Annotated in this window: 14 protein-coding genes; 9 read left to right on the top strand and 5 right to left on the bottom strand. The window is 34.0% G+C overall.

Features of this window, described 5'->3' with window-relative positions; all coding sequences use genetic code 11:
• Positions 1–177 precede the first annotated feature (177 nt).
• Together ACK5ON_RS04255 and tnpA are read left to right on the top strand one after the other, a co-directional pair.
• Positions 178–2,493: a T9SS type A sorting domain-containing protein gene (locus tag ACK5ON_RS04255; RefSeq protein WP_409820213.1), complete on the top strand. Its 2,316-nt coding sequence runs from the start codon at positions 178–180 to the stop codon at positions 2,491–2,493.
• A gap of 96 nt (positions 2,494–2,589) precedes the next feature.
• Positions 2,590–3,054 carry an IS200/IS605 family transposase gene (gene tnpA, locus ACK5ON_RS04250; RefSeq protein ID WP_409820211.1) on the top strand — a complete coding sequence of 155 codons (465 nt, stop codon included), beginning with the start codon at positions 2,590–2,592 and terminating at the stop codon, positions 3,052–3,054.
• Between the two features lie 101 nt (positions 3,055–3,155).
• On the opposite strand, the gene ACK5ON_RS04245 is transcribed toward tnpA, so the two are convergent.
• On the bottom strand, positions 3,156–4,181 hold the full coding sequence (locus ACK5ON_RS04245; RefSeq protein ID WP_409820209.1) for a threonine aldolase family protein: 1,026 nt from the start codon (positions 4,179–4,181) through the stop codon (positions 3,156–3,158).
• Positions 4,182–4,253: 72 nt separating this feature from the next.
• On the opposite strand from ACK5ON_RS04245, the gene prfB reads away from it, so the two are divergent.
• Both prfB and lpxD read left to right on the top strand, forming a co-directional pair.
• Positions 4,254–5,349, top strand: a protein-coding gene (prfB, locus tag ACK5ON_RS04240; RefSeq protein WP_409820207.1) for a peptide chain release factor 2 whose coding sequence is annotated in 2 segments (ribosomal slippage) — positions 4,254–4,316 and positions 4,318–5,349 — 1,095 coding nt in all. Because the reading frame shifts where the segments join, the coding sequence is not laid out codon by codon here.
• Between the two features lie 101 nt (positions 5,350–5,450).
• Complete coding sequence (lpxD, locus tag ACK5ON_RS04235) at positions 5,451–6,449, top strand: UDP-3-O-(3-hydroxymyristoyl)glucosamine N-acyltransferase (RefSeq protein ID WP_409820206.1); 999 nt, start codon at positions 5,451–5,453, stop codon at positions 6,447–6,449.
• A gap of 163 nt (positions 6,450–6,612) precedes the next feature.
• Here lpxD and ACK5ON_RS04230 read toward each other — a convergent pair whose 3' ends face one another.
• From ACK5ON_RS04230 to ACK5ON_RS04220, 3 genes are all read right to left on the bottom strand, one after another.
• A complete protein-coding gene (locus ACK5ON_RS04230) occupies positions 6,613–7,380 on the bottom strand; it encodes a dienelactone hydrolase family protein (RefSeq protein ID WP_409820205.1) in 768 nt (255 codons plus the stop codon).
• Positions 7,381–7,497: 117 nt separating this feature from the next.
• Positions 7,498–8,817, bottom strand: coding sequence for an inorganic phosphate transporter (locus tag ACK5ON_RS04225; protein ID WP_409820203.1), 1,320 nt, complete (start codon positions 8,815–8,817; stop codon positions 7,498–7,500).
• Positions 8,818–8,903: 86 nt separating this feature from the next.
• Positions 8,904–9,548 (bottom strand): DUF47 domain-containing protein, encoded by a 645-nt coding sequence (locus tag ACK5ON_RS04220; protein ID WP_409820202.1) that lies wholly within the window; start codon positions 9,546–9,548, stop codon positions 8,904–8,906.
• A 187-nt stretch (positions 9,549–9,735) separates the two neighbouring features.
• Between ACK5ON_RS04220 and ACK5ON_RS04215 the strand changes: the two genes are divergently transcribed.
• From ACK5ON_RS04215 to ACK5ON_RS04195, 5 genes are all read left to right on the top strand, one after another.
• Positions 9,736–11,364, top strand: coding sequence for an acyl-CoA carboxylase subunit beta (locus tag ACK5ON_RS04215; protein ID WP_409820199.1), 1,629 nt, complete (start codon positions 9,736–9,738; stop codon positions 11,362–11,364).
• Between the two features lie 129 nt (positions 11,365–11,493).
• Positions 11,494–11,913 carry a hypothetical protein gene (locus ACK5ON_RS04210; RefSeq protein WP_409820196.1) on the top strand — a complete coding sequence of 140 codons (420 nt, stop codon included), beginning with the start codon at positions 11,494–11,496 and terminating at the stop codon, positions 11,911–11,913.
• Between the two features lie 125 nt (positions 11,914–12,038).
• The gene (locus tag ACK5ON_RS04205; protein WP_409820193.1) at positions 12,039–14,516 is read left to right on the top strand and encodes an AsmA-like C-terminal region-containing protein; all 2,478 of its coding nucleotides are present in this window, start codon (positions 12,039–12,041) and stop codon (positions 14,514–14,516) included.
• Between the two features lie 40 nt (positions 14,517–14,556).
• Complete coding sequence (locus ACK5ON_RS04200) at positions 14,557–16,191, top strand: pseudouridine synthase (RefSeq protein WP_409820190.1); 1,635 nt, start codon at positions 14,557–14,559, stop codon at positions 16,189–16,191.
• Positions 16,192–16,242: 51 nt separating this feature from the next.
• On the top strand, positions 16,243–17,862 hold the full coding sequence (locus ACK5ON_RS04195) for a M1 family metallopeptidase (protein WP_409820188.1): 1,620 nt from the start codon (positions 16,243–16,245) through the stop codon (positions 17,860–17,862).
• Between the two features lie 148 nt (positions 17,863–18,010).
• On the opposite strand, the gene ACK5ON_RS04190 is transcribed toward ACK5ON_RS04195, so the two are convergent.
• Positions 18,011–19,051, bottom strand: coding sequence for an AMP-binding protein (locus ACK5ON_RS04190; protein WP_409820186.1), 1,041 nt, complete (start codon positions 19,049–19,051; stop codon positions 18,011–18,013).
• Between the last annotated feature and the right edge of the window lie 104 nt (positions 19,052–19,155).

The raw sequence follows: 19,155 nt of genomic DNA, 5'->3' as shown, positions 1-19,155 counted from the left end.
ATATAAAAGATATACAGAATTTATTTTTTTTTATAATTTTAATTAAATAAATTTTCCAACCTTCAAGAGACATTAAGAGATTTTTGAAAAGCATTGTTTATAAAAGGATTAGGGAATGAGTTTGTATCTTAATAAAGCTATTATCAAAATATTTTTATAAATTTGAAAAAAAACTTTATGAAAAAATTGGTATTCCTTTTGATTGTTTGTATAGCTACGCTTAACTCTTTTGCTATTTCTAGCATTACAACTAAAACAGCTTTTAGTACAGAAATTCTTGACACTGATCCTATTGCTCCCACAGTATCTAATATTTCAGTTTGTGATTATAACCAAGATGGATTTGCTATTTTTAATTTAACACAAGTTATTCCTGAAATTCTTGCTTCTCAAGCAGGTAGCTCTTCTAATTATACTGTATCATTTTATGAAACAATTACTGATGCTCAAATAAATGGAAACACTATAAGCCAACCAGCTACTTATCCAAACATAATCCCATTTCAACAAACGGTTTATTATCGAATTACAAACAACACTACAAATACCTTTGCTGTGGGAAATTTTAATTTAATTGTTAACCCAAGCCCAATAGCCCCAGTCAGTTTAGGAAATATATCCGTTTGCGATAATGACAGTAACCCACAAAATGGAGTTACATTTGTAGATTTAACCCAAAGCACAGCAGTAGTCTTGGCACAACAACCACTACCAGCAAGCAACTATATTGTGACCTATTACACCAACCAAATAGCTGCACAAACAGGCACGTCACCTATTCTCAACACTTCAAACTATGTTGCTTCTAATGGACAAACGATATGGGTAAGGGTAGAAAATACTGCAACTTTCTGTTCTAATATTGGTTCATTCCAAATCAATATTAACACCCCATTGCTACTCACCACACCAACCCCATTGAGCGTATGCGATGACGATGCTAATCCAAATAATCAAATTACTACATTTGATTTGACGGTTAAAAACAATGAAATCTTGCAGGGTTTAATAGGATTTACAGTTACTTTTTTTCCCAATTTATTTAATGCTCAAACAGGAACGAATGTCATAGCTAATCCTACGAGTTATGTAAATATTACACCTGCAGTACAAACCTTGGGCGTGGTAGTTACCAATATTGCAACAGGATGTAAAAGCATCACCACATTAGACATAAGAGTTTTGCCAATACCAACACCAAATACTAATCCGCCTAGTTTGGTTGCTTGCGATGGCAATGGAGATGGTTTTGAAGTATTTAATTTAACGGTTAATGCGGCTTATATCTCTAACGGCGATCCTAATGTTACCTTTCATTTTTTTCCCACACAATCCGATGCACTAAACAATATAAATGAAATTTTAACCCCAGCTTCCGCTTTAGTAGGAGGAAATGTATGGATTAGAATAGAGAACAATAGAATTGATTATCAAGGAAACTATTGCTTCACAATAGTTGAGCAACCTTTACAAGTTACAAACTCCTTTTCTCCTTTTATTTATTCTCAAGGAAATGGAAACTCCATTTGTGTTGATTATATTACAAATACAGTTTTGAGTACATTGACTTTGCAGACTAATGTTGGGAATCCTGCAGCTTATACTTTTCAATGGTATGAAAATAGTGTGCCAATAGCAGGTAGTAACAGCCCAACATATCTTGTGAATACTGCTTCCTCCATTGGAGCGACACAGGAATATAGTGTTGCTTTGACTTCTACTTCTTATCCAACTTGTAATGGGTTTTCTACCAACTATGCAGTTAATCAGTCTGGACCCGCGTCACCTGTAAGTGATGGTTTTACAGTTATTAACCTATCGGGTGTTCAAAGCATAACAGTTGACATAGTTGGCTATGGTACTTATGAATATAGTTTGGATAATGGGCCACGACAAGTAAGTAATGTTTTTGAAAATGTTTCTTTGGGTTCACATTCCATAACTGTTTGGGATACCGAGGGAGGGATATATAGTTGCGATGAGCTTGTTATAGGAAATATTGAAATTGTTCCTTCACAAATTCCTGCACCCACAGGAGTAACTACACAATCTTTTCCAGCAGGAGCCACCTTGGCAAACATTATAGTTAGCGGTACTTCTATTCAATGGTATGCCTCGGCTACAGCTATAACACCACTTCCATTAAACACACCTTTGTTAAATAATACTACCTATTATGCCACTCAAACCATCAACGGCGTTCAAAGTGTTGCTCGTTTGGCAGTAACAATAAACATTGCATTGGGTATAAGTGATAATGAAATCTTCCCGCTTCAATTCGCTCCAAATCCTGTTAAAAACATTCTACTACTAAAATCAACTCAAACTATTAATTCTGTTGTGATATACAACTTAATAGGTCAAAAAGTGTATGATGAAAGTTTTGATAATATTTCAGTAACACTTGATTTGTCTAATTTAAAAACTGGAAATTACTTGGTAAACGTTCAAGGTGAAACAGCCCAAAAAGTCATCCGAATAGTAAAAGAATAAACTATAAAAATAAATAAATCAAAACCCCAAAGGGGTGAGATTATTATAACAAAATAATCAACATTAACAAAACCCCGAAGGGGTGACATTATTATTATGCCAGGAACATTTTCACAATTATACATCCAAATCGTTTTTGCTGTAAAAGGTCGTAAAAACCTAATTGACAAAAAATGGAAAGATGAATTGTATAAATATATTTCAGGTATCATTACCAACAAAGGTCATAAATCAATTATTGTAAATGGAGTATCAGACCATATACATATATTTGTTGGTTTAAAACCATCAATGGCTATTTCCGATTTGGTGCGCGACATCAAAAACAATTCAAGTAATTTTATTAATGATAAAAAGTTTGTAGAGAGCAAATTTTCGTGGCAAGAAGGATACGGAGCTTTTTCTTATGCACATTCCCAAATAGAACAGGTTTATAACTACATTCTAAATCAAGAAAAACATCATCAAAAACAAACATTCAAAGATGAATATCTTGAATTTCTGCAAAAATTTCAAATCGAATACAATGAAAAATATCTATTTGAATGGATTGAAGAATAATATGTATAATTATGTCACCCCTTCGGGGTTTGAATGAAATGAAATGATTTAATCTATAATAGTTTCACCCCTTCGGGGTTTGAATGGAATAAAATAGTTTATTAAAACCTAATCTTCTCTAAATTTTCCATTACATATTCATGCATCACTTGACGATAATCAAGATGGGTGACAATGCGCAATTTTCCTTGACCCATAGAACTAATAAGGATGCCTTTTGACTTGAGTTTTTCTATGACTGTTTTCTCATCCAATGCTTTTTTTACTTCAAATATCAAAATATTGGTTTCTACTGGTACTACGGTTTCTATCCAAGGTAATTGTTGTAAAACTTGCCCTAATTCCTTCGCTCTTCTATGGTCGCCTTCTAATCGATTAATATTGTTTTCCAAAGCATAAATTCCGGCTGCTGCCAAATAACCAGATTGACGCATATTGCCTCCAAATATTTTTCGAATACGCAACGCTCTGTGTATCGTTTCGGAATCTGAAATCAAAACCGAACCTATTGGACATCCCAAACCTTTGGAAAAACAAACTGAAATGGTATCAAATAGTTCTCCAAATTGCTTTGGCTGTTGATTTTTTGCAACCAAAGCATTCCATAATCGCGCACCGTCTAAATGGTATTTTAAATTATGGTCAATGCAAATTTGCTTTATCTTTTGCAATTCAGAAATCTCATAACAAGCACCACCGCCTTTGTTGGTCGTATTTTCTATTCCTACCATTTTGGAAAATGGAGTGTGATAAAACTCTGGATCATTGATTCCCGCTTTCACTTGTTCGGCTGTAATCATGCCTCGATTTCCATCCAATAAATTGAAATTAACGCCACTGTTTGCAGATGCTCCGCCCGATTCATACAAATGAATATGTGACCATTTATCGCAAATGATTTGGTCTCCAGAATTGGTATTCAATTTAATAGCGGTTTGATTCGCCATCGTTCCTGAGGGAAAAAACAATGCTGCTTCCATTCCAAATAAATCGGCTACCATATTCTCAAAAGCATTGACTGTTGGGTCTTGTTTGAAAACATCATCGCCTACTTTAGCTTCAAACATGGCTTGCATCATTTCGGGAGATGGCTTTGTTACGGTATCACTGATTAAATTAATTTCCATAAAAAAAGTATTTTGATGTAGGAACAAGTCGCGAATTGTCCCTACATTTGCGGATACAAAACTACATTATTTATGACAAATACCGAACAAATAAAAGGTATTATAGAACGTCTTGGTGCGTTGAGGAGGTATCTTTGACATTGATGCCAAGCTAATAGAAATTACAAACGAAGAAGAAAAAACTTTTGCACCTAACTTTTGGAACAATGCAAAGGAAGCCGAAATTATTGTCAGAAACTTACGCTCTAAGAAAAAATGGGTGGAAGATTTTGAAAAAGGCAACGCTATGGCTGAAGAACTTCAAATTATTTATGAATTTTTCAAAGATGGTGATGCTACTGAAGAAGAACTCGACACTCATTATGAATTAACCAATGCTCATATTGAAAACTTAGAGTTCAGAAACATGCTTTCGGATGAAGGCGATAATTTGAGTGCAGTTATTCAAATTACAGCTGGCGCAGGAGGAACCGAAAGTTGTGATTGGGCATCAATGTTGATGAGAATGTACATGATGTGGGCAGAAAATCAACAATACAAAATAAAGGAATTAAACTTTCAGGAAGGTGAAGTTGCCGGAATTAAGACTGTGACTTTAGAAATTGAAGGCGATTTTGCTTTTGGTTATTTGAAAGGAGAAAATGGTGTCCATCGCTTGGTTCGCATTTCTCCCTTTGATAGTAATGCGAAACGTCATACTTCCTTTGCGTCTGTTTATGTCTATCCTTTGGTTGACGATACCATAGAAATCGAGATTAATCCTGCCGATATTGACATTATTACTTCGCGTTCGAGTGGTGCAGGAGGACAAAATGTAAACAAAGTAGAAACGAAAGTACAATTGTTTCACAAACCAACGGGAATTCAAATTCAATGTTCGGAAACCCGTTCGCAACAAGACAACCGCCAACGTGCGATGCAAATGTTGAAATCACAATTGTATGAAATAGAGTTAAAAAAGCAACAAGCACAACGAAGTGATATTGAAGCTGGAAAAATGAAGATTGAATGGGGTTCTCAAATTAGAAATTATGTGATGCACCCCTATAAATTGGTAAAAGATGTTCGTTCGGGACATGAAACCAGCGATGTGGAAGCCGTAATGAATGGTAATATCGATGAATTTTTGAAAGCGTATTTGATGATGATGGGACAGAAAGAAGTATAGTTAGTTTGCGAGTTTCGGGTTTAAGGTTTTGGATTTAATCTACAACTATTAGGAATTTAAAATTGTATTCACTTAATTTGATATTATAAAACCAAAAAACCATGAATTCATTCTCTCTTCAGGAAATTAATGCTGTTTTACAAGGTGAAATTGTTGGTGCAACTTCTTGTAAAATAACAGCTCCAGAACAATTAGAAATGGCCAGTGAATCCGAAATTTCTTTTATTGGTAACAAAAAATATGAAAAATTTTGGGAAAAATCCAAAGCTTGTGTTGCTGTAGTAAACGAAGATATTGCCATTGAACCCGGAGCTAATCGTGCTTTTATTAAAGTTAAAAATGCCGATTTGGCAATGTCACAAATTTTAGAATTATTTGCTCAACCTACTCCTTTTTTCAGTATTGAAATCCATCCAACTGCCATCATCGATACAACTGCTGTAATAGGCAAGGGAACTAAAATTGGCGCTGGAAGTTATATTGGTCCAAAAGTTACTGTTGGAGAAAACACCATTATTTACCCAAATGTAACCATTCTCGATGAAAGTACGATAGGAAATAATACTGTTGTTTGGTCAGGAACAGTAATCCGTGAAAGATGTCATATTGGGAATGATTGTATTTTACATCCCAATTGTACTATAGGTGCTGATGGTTTTGGTTTTCGTCCCGATCCACAAAAAGGTTTGGTTAAAATTCCACAAATTGGAAATGTAATCATTGGAAATAATGTTGAAATTGGTGCCAATTCATGTGTTGATAGAGGTAAATTCAGTTCGACTGTATTAGCAGATGGCTGTAAAATTGATAATTTGGTTCAAATTGGACACAATTCTAAGCTTGGGAAATTTTGTATTATGGCTGGTAACTCTGGCTTAGCGGGTTCAGTAACTTTAGGCAATGGAGTAATTATAGGCGGTAGCGCTTCCATCAAAGACCATACTACTATTGGAGATGGCGCGATTGTTGGTGCAGGTTCTGGCGTAGCTGCTAATGTTGAAGCTGGGAAAACAGTACTTGGTTATCCAGCTGTGGATGCTCGAGATGCTTTAAAACAATGGGCCATTTTAAAAAGATTAGTTAGAGACTCGAATAAATAAATTTTCGTTTCAATTAAAAGCTTTATATTTGCAACGAGGATTCCGAAAGGAAGTTACACCTCACCGCATAAGTCGATCGCTCCAGATCGACTTTTGTATTTTAAATAAATAGCGAAAGCCCAAAATAGTTGACTGTTTTGGGCTTTCTTTATATAATAAGTAATTATAAAACTTCTTTCAAAAAGTTTTGTAAAGCTTGCCAAGAACGCATATCAGCTAATTGATTGTAGGCTGCACCTTTGCTATTATCATTTCCAGCATCTTTGTGAGTAAACGCATGCACCGAATTAGCATAAAAAATCATTTGCCAATCGGCACCAGAAGCTCTCATTTCTTCTTGAAAATTATCTACTTCTTCTTTTGGTACATAAGGATCATCTGCTCCGTGAAGCACTAATACTTTTGGGGTTATTTTATCTATTGGTCTTGTAACATCTTTACCCAAACCACCGTGAAAAGAGACAACGCCTTGCACTTTCATATTAGCTCTTGCAGCTTCAATCGCACCAGTGCCACCAAAACAATAGCCCATCACAACAATTTTATCAGGATTGGCTCCTAGCTTTACTAATTCATTCAGAGCCAATTGAATTCTATTCTGATATTCAGCATAATTCTTTTTGTAATAACCAGCTTTTGGTCCTGCTTCTGAAGGATTTTTAGGTCTGCTATCTTTTCCATAAATATCGGCAACAAAGGAATAATAACCTAATTCAGCAAGTTTTGAGGCACTTTCTTTAGAATGCGAATCAACACCTAACCAAGCTGGCAATATTAACACACCTGGCTTTTCTTTTAATGCTGCAGTAGGTTTAATACCAAATCCACTTAACACTTGTTCACCATCTTTATAGTCAATGGCTTTAAGTTGTGCGGATGCATTGATTGATACTTGCATTATAATAGCGAGAATAATAATTTTACTTTTCATATTGTTTAATTTATCGAAGTAAAATTAACCATTAATAATTATAACAATAGTTAAAACTGTACTAAAAGAAAAAAGCACCCAAAGATGCTTTTACTTTTTATGATGGAAATTCAATATCTAAATAAAAATCTTTAAGAAATAATAAACTATTGCTGCCAAAACACCAGAAACAGGGATGGTTAAAATCCAAGCCCACAACAATTTAACTGTTACACCCCAACGAACAGCCGAAACTCTCTTGGTTACACCTACTCCAATAATTGAACCTGTAATGGTGTGTGTAGTAGAAACTGGTATTTTAAAATGTTCTGTCGTGAATAAAGTTAAAGCACCGGCAGACTCGGCTACAACGCCTTCAAAAGCAGTAACTTTTGTGATTTTGGAACCCATTGTTTTTACAATTTTCCAACCTCCACTGAGCGTTCCTAAGGCAATCACAGTATAACATGTTAAAGGAATCCAACTAGGCATATTGGCTTCTATTCCATTATCTTCATCAGGTAAAATTACATTTAAATCCAGCCAACCATCAGACATATTTACATGTGGGTTCATTTTTAAATATACGGCTACAGCAGCTGCAATAATACCCATCACTTTTTGAGAGTCATTACCTCCATGTCCTAAACTGAAAGCTGCCGAGGACAACAACTGCATTTTTTTTAAAATTTTCTCTGCCTTTGCAGTCGAAAAACTACTAAAAACTAAATTGAAAATAGCTAAACTGAAAAATATAATGGCAACCAAAAACCATTTGATGTTGGATGGTTCACTAATAAAATACCAATATTTGTTATGAAATAGAGCTTTTTTTGGTTGCACATCAAATTTTAAAACCGAATATAAAAACCAAAGAACCAAAAGCATAAACACAATAGTAACTATTTTTGGCCATCTATTTTTCTTGGAAGAATACATCATCCACAAGGAAATAAAATAGGAAATTAACATCCCTAACAAGGGTGCAAAAACAATAAATAAAATAACGATTACCACACCTGATGGCAATAATTCTCCATTTTTTGCTTCTTTTAGCCAATTTACAATTTTGAATCCAGCGTGTTCTGGGTCAGTAACATCACGGAAACCATGTGCAATCGCTGCTCCAGCAAAACCTCCAATTAATGTGTGAGAAGAGGAGGAAGGAATTCCTTTCCACCATGTCAAAAGATTCCAAATAATAGCTGCGATAACTCCGGCTAAAATCACAACCAAATCAATACTACTAGTATGAGCCGTTTTTGCAACAGTATCGGCTACTCCAAAACCAAAAACCCAATACGCCATAAAATTAAAAAAAGCAGCCCAAAGTACTGCCTGAAAAGGTGTCAAAACTCTAGTGGCTACAATTGTTGCAATTGAATTGGCGGCATCGTGAAAGCCATTGATATAATCAAATACCAAGGCAAGAATTATAATTACTATTAATAATGTCATATTTTTTTTAGTGTTCAGTGTTCGGGATTAAGTATTCAGTAGTAACATTTAAACTGCTTACTGAAAACTGCAAACTGACAACTGGTTTAAGAATGTTTTACAGAAATTTGTTCCATAACGTTGGAAACACTTTTACATTTATCCGAAGCAGATTCCAAAGCTGAAAGAACTTCTTTATATTTAATGATATTTTTAACATCGGTTTCGTTCTCAAAGATATCAGCGACCGCTTTATCAAAAACGGAGTCTGCTTTGCTTTCTAGTTTATTGATTTTTTTACATGTTTCTTTTATCGCTTTGTGATCCTTCATATCCTTCAATTCTTTGATACCAACATTGATCAATTGACAAGCTTCAAGATTAATCTCGGTTAATTTACGAATTGATTTTGTTATTTTTTCTACTTGATACAAACGCATTCTACTGGCTGCACCATGCATATAATCGGCAACATTATCAATCGCTTTAATTAAAGCATGAATATCTTCTCTATCAAATGGAGTGATGAAATTGCGACTCAATTCCAAATGTGTTATATGAGTAATCTCTTCAATTGCTGCTTCCAAATCTTCTATTTTGCTATAAAAATCCTCACGTTCCGATTTGGGTGCATTAACTGCTTCATGCAGAGTTTCTGCAAGTAATACTAAATTTGCTGTCGCTTGTTCAAAAAGTGGAAAGAATTTTTTATCTTTTGGAACTAAAAATTGGAAAATACTGTTTATGGTCATAGTGTTGAAATTTGATGCAAATGTATATCACTAATGTTAAGTGAATATTAACAAATCACATTTAAGAAGTAACAAAAATATATAATTTAGTAAGACAAAAAATGATAGAACAAACTCTTATTTCTCCTTTTGAAAACGTTTTCGTAGATTAGCAACCAAATAAGAACAATAGCAATTATTCATTACTATGGACATCAACTTCAATAAAAACGAAGATCATAACAAACTTTTACTAACAGATTTAAAACAACACTTTGCCAAAGTAAAAGTTGGCGGCGGAACCAAACGTATAGAAAAACTGCATGCCGAAGGTAAAATGACGGCTCGTGAACGCATTGATTATCTGCTTGATGCTAAAGCGAATAGTATTGAAATTGGTGCTTTTGTTGGCGATGGCATGTATGCTGAACATGGCGGATGTCCATCGGGTGGTGTAGTTGTAAAAATGGGATACATCAAAGGAAAACAATGCATTGTTGTAGCCAATGATGCCACTGTAAAAGCGGGTGCATGGTTTCCAATTACGGGAAAAAAGAATTTAAGAGCACAGGAGATTGCGATGGAAAATCGGCTTCCAATAATTTATTTGGTTGATTCTGCTGGGGTTTATTTACCAATGCAAGACGAAATTTTCCCCGATAAAGAACACTTCGGACGCATATTCCGAAACAATGCTATCATGAGTAGTATGGGAATTACCCAAATTGCAGCCGTAATGGGAAGTTGTGTTGCTGGTGGTGCTTATTTGCCTATTATGAGTGATGAAGCCATGATTGTCGATAAAACGGGAAGTATTTTCTTGGCTGGAAGTTATTTAGTAAAAGCAGCTATTGGCGAAAATATCGATAACGAAACGCTCGGTGGCGCTACAACCCATTGCGAAATTTCAGGAGTTACCGATTATAAAGCCAAAGACGACAAAGACGCTTTAGACCGAATTAAAAGCATTGTTGGCAAAATTGGCGATTATGAAAAAGCAGGTTTTAATAGAGAAACTGCTCAAAAACCAACTTTAGAAGAAAAGGATATTTACGGTATTATTCCAAAATCGAGAAGTGACCAATATGACATGATGGAAATCATCAAGCGATTGGTCGACAACTCCGAAATGGATATGTATAAAGAGGATTATGGAAAATCCATCATCACTTGTTATGCCAGAATTGACGGTTGGGCGGTCGGAATTATTGCCAATCAAAGAACGGTTTCCAAAACAAAAAAAGGCGAAATACAGTTTGGTGGTGTTATCTATTCAGACTCTGCTGATAAAGCCACGCGTTTTATTGCCAATTGCAACCAAAAGAAAATTCCTTTATTATTTGTACAAGACGTAACTGGTTTTATGGTGGGAAGCAAAAGCGAACATGGTGGCATTATAAAAGATGGTGCTAAAATGGTAAATGCTGTTGCCAATTCGGTGGTGCCAAAATTCACGGTGATTGTGGGCAATTCTTATGGCGCAGGAAATTATGCCATGTGCGGCAAAGCTTATGATCCGAGATTAATTGTTGCCTGGCCAAGCGCTGAATTGGCAGTGATGGGTGGCACTCAAGCGGCCAAAGTATTAGCACAAATAGAAGCATCTTCCTTAAAAGCCAAAGGCGAAATAGTAGATGAAAAAGTAGAAAAAGAATTATTTGACAAAATCAAAGCGCGCTATGATGCCCAAGTTTCTCCGTATTATGCTGCGGCACGATTGTGGACAGATGCTATCATTGACCCACTGGAAACCCGAACATGGATTTCTATGGGAATTGAAGCAGCAAATCATGCTCCGATTGAGAAGAAGTTTAATTTGGGAGTGATACAGGTGTGATTTTTAGAATTAAGATTTGAGTATTAAGTATTAAGATTTTTGATATTAGTTTTTTGTTATTAAATATCCGTAATCTTGTCATTCCGAAGTATGAGGAATCTCATCAATAATAACTAAAACCCAATTCATATGAAAAAATTACTGCTTATACTTTTAATTACTATAAACTTTAGTTTCACTGCCCAATCCCAAGATTATTCAGGAACGTATATCTATTATGTAAAAACGCTAAAAGACGAAATCATTGATTACAAACTTCAATTAAATACTGACCAAACTTTTCTTTTTACAAGTTACGTAAACAATAACACTAACGAATATTACAAAAACGGAAAAGGAACTTGGAAAGTAGAAAATAAAATTATTAAATTCACCACTGAAACAGCAGATTTAGACGAAAAACATATTTTAAATTTCACGGGTTCAACTGCTAGAGTAATAAAAAAATCACCACGTGATACGTCAGATAAAGTGGTGCCGACTACACTCCAATTTTACAAATCTGAGATTTTCTGGATAGCCAATTTGAAACTTGTGTTGAAGGAATAAAAATTAAAGTTATTTACTTCAAAAGCATAAATAAAAATAAATCGGTTTCCCGAAGTCATTATTTTTCTAAATTTACTCAGTATTGATGTTGATTAACACATTAACCAATCCTAAAATCATTTCTTATGAGTATACCACCTAAGCCAAAATCAATCCCGATAGTTATCGGGACAAAGATTCTTAAAGGTTTAGGTATACTAGTCATAGTAATCGTTTTAATATACTGCGTGCTTGGTCTCTACATTTCTTCCCACCACGATGAAATAGTTAGAGATATAAACAAAGCTACAAAGGAAAAATTCACAGGAGACATTAAAATTGGCGATGTTGAAATTCTGTTTTTTAAAAATTTCCCTAATCTAACCATTGAAGTAAAAGATGTTGTGGTTAAAGACAGTCTATGGAAGCAACATAAAAAAACTTTTATTGATGCTAAAAGAATGTATGTTAAAATTCTACCGTGGTCAATCATTTTAACTGATATTAAAATCAATACCGTCACAATAGAAAATGCTAAGTTGGACATTTTTGTAGATAAAAACGGCTACAGTAATGCATCAGCTTTAACCCCAAGAAAACCATCAAAAAAAGAACCAAAATCAAAATCTATATTGAGTGTAGCAATTGACCAAGTAAATTTAAATAACGTCAGCATCGTTTCAGAAAACATTATAAAACACAAACTATTTGCTTTTGAAACAGAAAATTTAAATATTAAAATCAAACCCAACGATATGGGTTGGAATGCAAAAGTGAGCATAAAAACGATGGTCAAAAGTCTAGCTTTTAATACCAAACGAGGAAGTTTTGCAAAAGATAAATTAATTGAAGGTGAAATAAATGCTAATTATAGTAAAGAAAAACAAGAAGTCATAGTTCATTCAGACAAATTAGCTATTGGAGAAACTGACTTTAAAATAGATGCAGAATTAGGCGTTTCTTCAAAAAACAGCAAGTTTGGTATTCATCTTTTTAGTAAATCTATATATTGGAAAGATGCTGCGGCTTTAGTATCTAAAAACATTAGTAGTAAGCTATATAAATTTAATTTCGAAAAACCTTTTGATGTAAAATGTGATATAATTGGTGATTTTAAAGTACATGGCGATCCCTATATTCATGTTGTGACACACATAAAAAACAACACTCTGACTGCAGTAGATCACGAAATTACAAATTGTAGTATGACTGGTGAATTCACTAATGATTTTGCTAAAAATGGTATTTTTGGCGACCCAAACTCTGCCATACTTCTGAATGATTATAAAGGCAAATACAAAGAAATTCCTTTTGTTACAAAAAATTTACGAATTTTAGATTTAACAAAACCTATAGCTTCAGGTTCAGTTGAATCAGATTTTGATATTGTTAAATTAAACGCTCTTGCTACTAAAAATAAATTTGTGTTCAAAAAAGGTAAAGCAAAAGTCAATATTAAATTTAAAGCAGATGTTGTTGCACTAAAAGTAACTAAACCCTTTATTTTAGGAACTGTTGATGTTATAAATAGCGATTTTAGTTATGTTCCTGGAAAGGTCAATTTTACTAATAATTCTATACAATTTGAATTTAATTCAGACAGACTTATAGTTAAAAATATCACAGTGAATACAGAACGAAGTGCCTTCAAAATGTCGGGGTATTCAGAAAATTTTATGAACTTATTTTATGATAGTCCTGAAAAAATTATATTGAATTGGAATATTGTAGGTGAGAAAATAGATTTAGGCAATTTTCTATATCTTATGAATTCTCAAAAAAAGAAAACAGGTAAAAAACCAAAAAATGAAGCATCAGACGCCTTAGTAAACAAAGTATTGCAAAATAGCAGTATTATAACTAATGTAAAGGTGAATCAAATTGTTTACAAAAAATTTATTGGAAAAGATGTCCAAGCGAAAATTTCTCTTCTCAACAGTACAATTTCCTTGCAAGAGATTTCAATTAAAAATGAAAATGCCAACTATTTTATTACTGGTACCATAAGCGATTATGGCTATAAAAAAGGTTTTAACATACATGCTATGGCTAAGAATACTGATATTCAAAAATTATTAAACTCTTTTGAAAATTTTGGTTCTACAACAGTAACTTCAAAAACTGTTAAAGGAACTATAGATTTAAATACTAACATAAAAGGATTTCTTATTAAAGATGGCGGCTTAGACAAAAAATCTTTGTCGGGTAATCTTAAATTTACATTATCAAATGCTGCGCTGATTAACTTTGAACCTATTCAAAAAGTGGGCAAGATTGTTTTTCCAAATAGGGATTTTAAAAACGTAACCATCGATAAAATGAATTGCGACGGTGCTATGAAAAATGGAATAGTAACCATTAAACCAATGGAAATAAAAACAAGTGTTATGCAGGTTGATCTGGCGGGAAATTATGGTTTTTCTGGTGGTACCAATATGCAAGTTGGCGTACATTTACGTGATCCAAAAAAAGATGAAATAGATAAAAAGAAAGGGATTTTAAATACAAATAAAAACAAAGGAATAATTATACATTTAAAAGCTCATGATGACAAAAATGGTAAAACTAAAATTAGTTTAGGAAGTGAAAAAGAAAAACTAAAAGAAACCAATATTTTAAAATAATAAAATACAATAATCATCTTTAGTAGTCTATATTTGCTGCATGTCTTGCCAACTTTTTCAAGAATTTACAACCGATATCTCTGGCATTTCTTTGCCAGAAAAATTTACTTTCCCCTTCTATTACGAGCCACATCCATTGAGTGTAATAGCCGCTCATGAATTGCAAAACTATCTAGAAACGCAAAACGATTTCCAGCACAACTTTGGTTTAAATGAAAACCAAGAAAGATTGGTAATTGGCAAAATGTTTGGCGTTTTGGTAGTGCAAAATCAAAACAACGAGTTGGGTTTTCTTTGGGCTTTTTCAGGGAAATTGGCTGAACGAAATCAACATCCGTTTTTTGTACCAACGGTTTTTGATATGTTAACCGCAGATAGTTTTTTCAAAAAAGAAGAAACCTTACTCAACCAATACAATCGAGAAATCGAATTGCTTGAAAACAATCCAGATTATCTAAATGCAATAAAGCAATTGGAACAAACAAAACTCCAAGCAGATAAGGAAATTCAAACTCAAAAAGAAGCCATAAAACAAGGTAAAAAACTTCGTTCCGAAAAAAGAAAATCACTTCCCTTTGATGCTGTAGAACAACTCAATAAAGAAAGCCAAGATGAAGGCATTTTGCTTAAAAAAATGGCTCAATATTGGAACCATCATATCAAAGCTGTTACTGAAAAAGTCGAATTATTTACAAATCAAATCAATCAACTTAAAAAAGAGCGAAAAGACAAATCGGCTGCCTTGCAACAACAATTATTTACCGAATATGCCTTCCTGAACCAATACCAAGAACTCAAAAGCTTAGCCGCAATCTTCAATGGCAATCCTCCAGCAGGCGCTGGGGAATGTGCGGCACCAAAACTGTTGCACTATGCTTTTAAACATCTGTTGAAACCTATTGCCATGGCAGAATTTTGGTGGGGACAATCACCCAAAGGTGAAATGAGAAAACACCAACAATTCTATCCTGCATGCACCGGGAAATGTGAACCCATACTGAAACACATGTTACATGGAATTCCATTAGAGGAAAATCCGTTTGCTATAAATCCTGCGGAAGGAAAAGAGTTAGCAATTGTTTTTGAAGATGACTATTTATTGCTTATCAATAAACCAGCAGAATTTTTATCCGTTCCTGGAAAACAAATCACCGACTCGGTGCAAACCAGAATAAAAGCGCTCTATCCCAATGCCATGATAGTGCATCGATTGGACATGTCCACTTCGGGTTTATTGTTAATTGGTAAAACTCCTGATATTTATAAGAAACTGCAAGCCCAATTCATCAAACGAAACGTAAAAAAGCGCTACGTCGCCCAGTTGGATGGAGTATTGTCTGAAGATAGCGGTAGTATCAATTTGCCATTACGTGGTGATTTACACAACCGCCCCAATCAAATAGTGTGCTTCGAGCATGGCAAACCAGCCCAAACCCATTGGGAAGTTATAGAAAGAAAAGACAACAAAACCCTAGTGTACTTCTACCCTATTACTGGTCGTACACACCAACTCAGGGTTCATGCGGCGCATTCATTAGGTTTAAACACACCCATCGTTGGCGATGATTTATATGGTACCAAAGCCGAGAGATTATACCTTCATGCCGAGAGTATTGCATTTCAGCATCCTATTTCAAAAGAAATAATAACGTTTACTTGTGAAATTATTTTTTAAATTCGTCTTCAATAAAAAGTTATTTTTACTTATTACTAAAACCATTCCATTATGAACAAAATTATAAGTTACTCTTTTGTTATAATTGCTTTTCAAACACTAACGGCACAAGAAACTTTCACTCGAAAAGATTCTCTACAAGGAGGATTGCGACCAGAACGAACTTGCTTCGATGTGATGCATTATGGATTGGATATTAAAATCAATCCTGAAGTTAAAACCATTGTTGGTTATAATGAAATTGAGTTTAAAGTTGTAACCAATACCACTAAAATCCAATTGGATTTGTTTGAAAATATGAAAGTAGATAGCATTATTTTCAATGCCAAAAAACTCAACTATACAAGAGAGTTTAATGCTGTCTTTGTTTCCTTTGAAACCCTTTTGACTACAGAATTACCAATACAAAAAATACTATTTTACTATTCAGGCAAACCAATAATTGCCAAACGTGCACCTTGGGATGGTGGTTTTGTTTATTCCAAAGATCCTCAGGGCAAAGACTGGATAGGAGTTGCCGTGCAAGGCACTGGAGCCAGTTTGTGGTATCCTGTAAAAGATACTCAAACCGATGAACCCGATAATGGAGCGACCATAAAAGTGGCGGTTCCAAACGGATTGATGAATGTTTCTAACGGACGATTTATGGGCAGTGAAGACTTGAAAAATGGCTACACACGCTGGGATTGGGAAGTAAAAAATCCTATTAATAATTATGACATCACAGTAAATATTGCCGATTATGTCCATATTCATGACAATTATAAAGGATTGGATTTAGACTATTATGTTTTGCGAGAAAATGAAGCCAAAGCCAGAAAACATTTTCAAGAAGTAAAACCCATGATGGATTGTTTCCAAAGCAAGTTTGGCGAATATCCCTTCAAAGAAGATGGCTATAAATTGGTGGAAACTCCTTATTTAGGAATGGAACATCAAAGTGCTGTGGCCTATGGAAATAAGTATATGAAAGGTTATTTGGGCAACGACATAACTGGAACGGGAATTGGTTTAAGTTTTGACTTCATTACAATTCATGAAAGCGGTCACGAATGGTTTGGGAACAGCATCACTTCAAAAGATATAGCCGATATGTGGATTCACGAAGGGTTTACTTGTTACACAGAATCAGTTTTTGTTGAATGCAAACTGGGCTATGATAAAGCGTTGGTATATGTAAATGGATACCGAAAAGGTGTTAAAAATGATAAACCAATTATTGGCAGTTATGGCGTTAATAAGGAAGGTTCGGGTGATATGTATCCAAAAGGGGCTTTGTTGTTAAATACTTTACGACATATAATTAATGATGATGCAAAATGGTGGAAATTACTATTAGATTTTTCCACTACTTTTCGACATAAAATTATTGATACCGAAACCGTTATTGCGTTTTTCAACAAAGAAAGTGGTATGGATTTGACTACTGTTTTCAATCAGTATTTGCGTTATACTACTATTCCTAAACTCGAATTTAAGGTTACTAATGGAAAATTAGATTGCCGTTGGTCTGATGTTGCTCCTGAATTCAACATGCCTATTGATGTTGTCATTAACAATAAAACCTCCAGAATTTACCCAAAAACAGAATGGAGTGCTACAAAAATTAAAATCAAAGACATCAATGAAGTAAAAGTAGTGACTGATAAATTTTATGTTGTAACAAAATAAATAAACACAAATTTCACCAATTCACACAGATTTTAGTAGCTTTAAATTACACAATTAATTTTGTATAATTTGCTCCATTTACTCTCAGAGAACTTCATGATTTGTGAAAATCTGTGAAATCTGTGTTTATTTTTTTGAACTTATAGATTTAAACTAACGTCTCTTTCCTCATTATTTTTCCAGTTGCGGTTTCTTTAAACTTAGGAATGAAGAGTATTTCCTTTGGTTTTTCATATTTATCTAAATCCTCATAAATAGTATGCTCAAATTCAACTTTATCCCCTTCAACAACTAGTATTAACTTTTCCCCCAACTCATCATCGGATTTTGAAGATATAAAAAATCGTTGTTGGATTTTACTCATCAATTTATTCTCAATTTGTTCTGGAATTAGTTTTATACCACCACTATTAATGACATTATCAATTCTTCCTAGGAAGATAAATTGGTTTTCATTAACCAACTCTACGATGTCATTGGTAATAATAACTTCATCGGAAATTTTTGGTGCATGAATAACCAAACAATTTCTATCATCATAACTTACTGTTACATCAGGTAAAACGGTGAATGCTTTTTCGCCTAATTTACGAGCAGCAATATGAGTTATCGTTTCCGTCATTCCATAGGTTTCATAGACTTCTGTTTTTAATTTTAACAGTTGCTTTTCCAAAGTTTTATTTACAGCAGCACCACCAATTATTAATTTCTTCACTTTTTGTAACTCTTGAATTGAATTTTGAGCTTGCAAAGGAACCATAGCCACAAAATCAAAATCGATTTCATTATTGCGCATTGGGTGTGAACTTGGTGCAACAAACTCCAAATCAAGTCCTAAAATCATAGCGCGAACCAACATCATTTTTCCCGCTACATATTTCACTGGCAAACACTGCAAAGCACTGTTTCCGGGTTTCAAATCAAAAAAATCACCTGTAGCAATAGCCGAATTTACCATCGCTTGTTTTTTCACAATTACGGTTTTAGGTTCACCTGTTGAACCAGAAGTAAACATTTCTATATAATCTTTACTATCAAACCAGTCCAAAAGAAAATCGCCTACTGGCTTTTCAAAATCTTCACCCTCTTTTATAAAACTATAAGCAACACGACATAAATCTTCTCTATCAAGATGAAAACCATTGAGCTTAAATTGATTATGCACATTTTCGTAGGTTGGAGTATTCATTCTTTTAAAATTTGTGAATTTGATTTTCGTTATTCATTTCAATTGTTCCAGTTAGTTTCTCTTGCCAATTGGTCCAATTGTATTTTTTACTAAAGATATATAAT

This window comes from Flavobacterium sp. (assembly GCF_046317795.1).
In the GTDB taxonomy this organism is placed as follows: Bacteria; Bacteroidota; Bacteroidia; order Flavobacteriales; family Flavobacteriaceae; genus Flavobacterium.
Note: the sequence above shows the minus strand (reverse complement) of the source record. Positions and strands in the feature narration are given on the sequence as shown.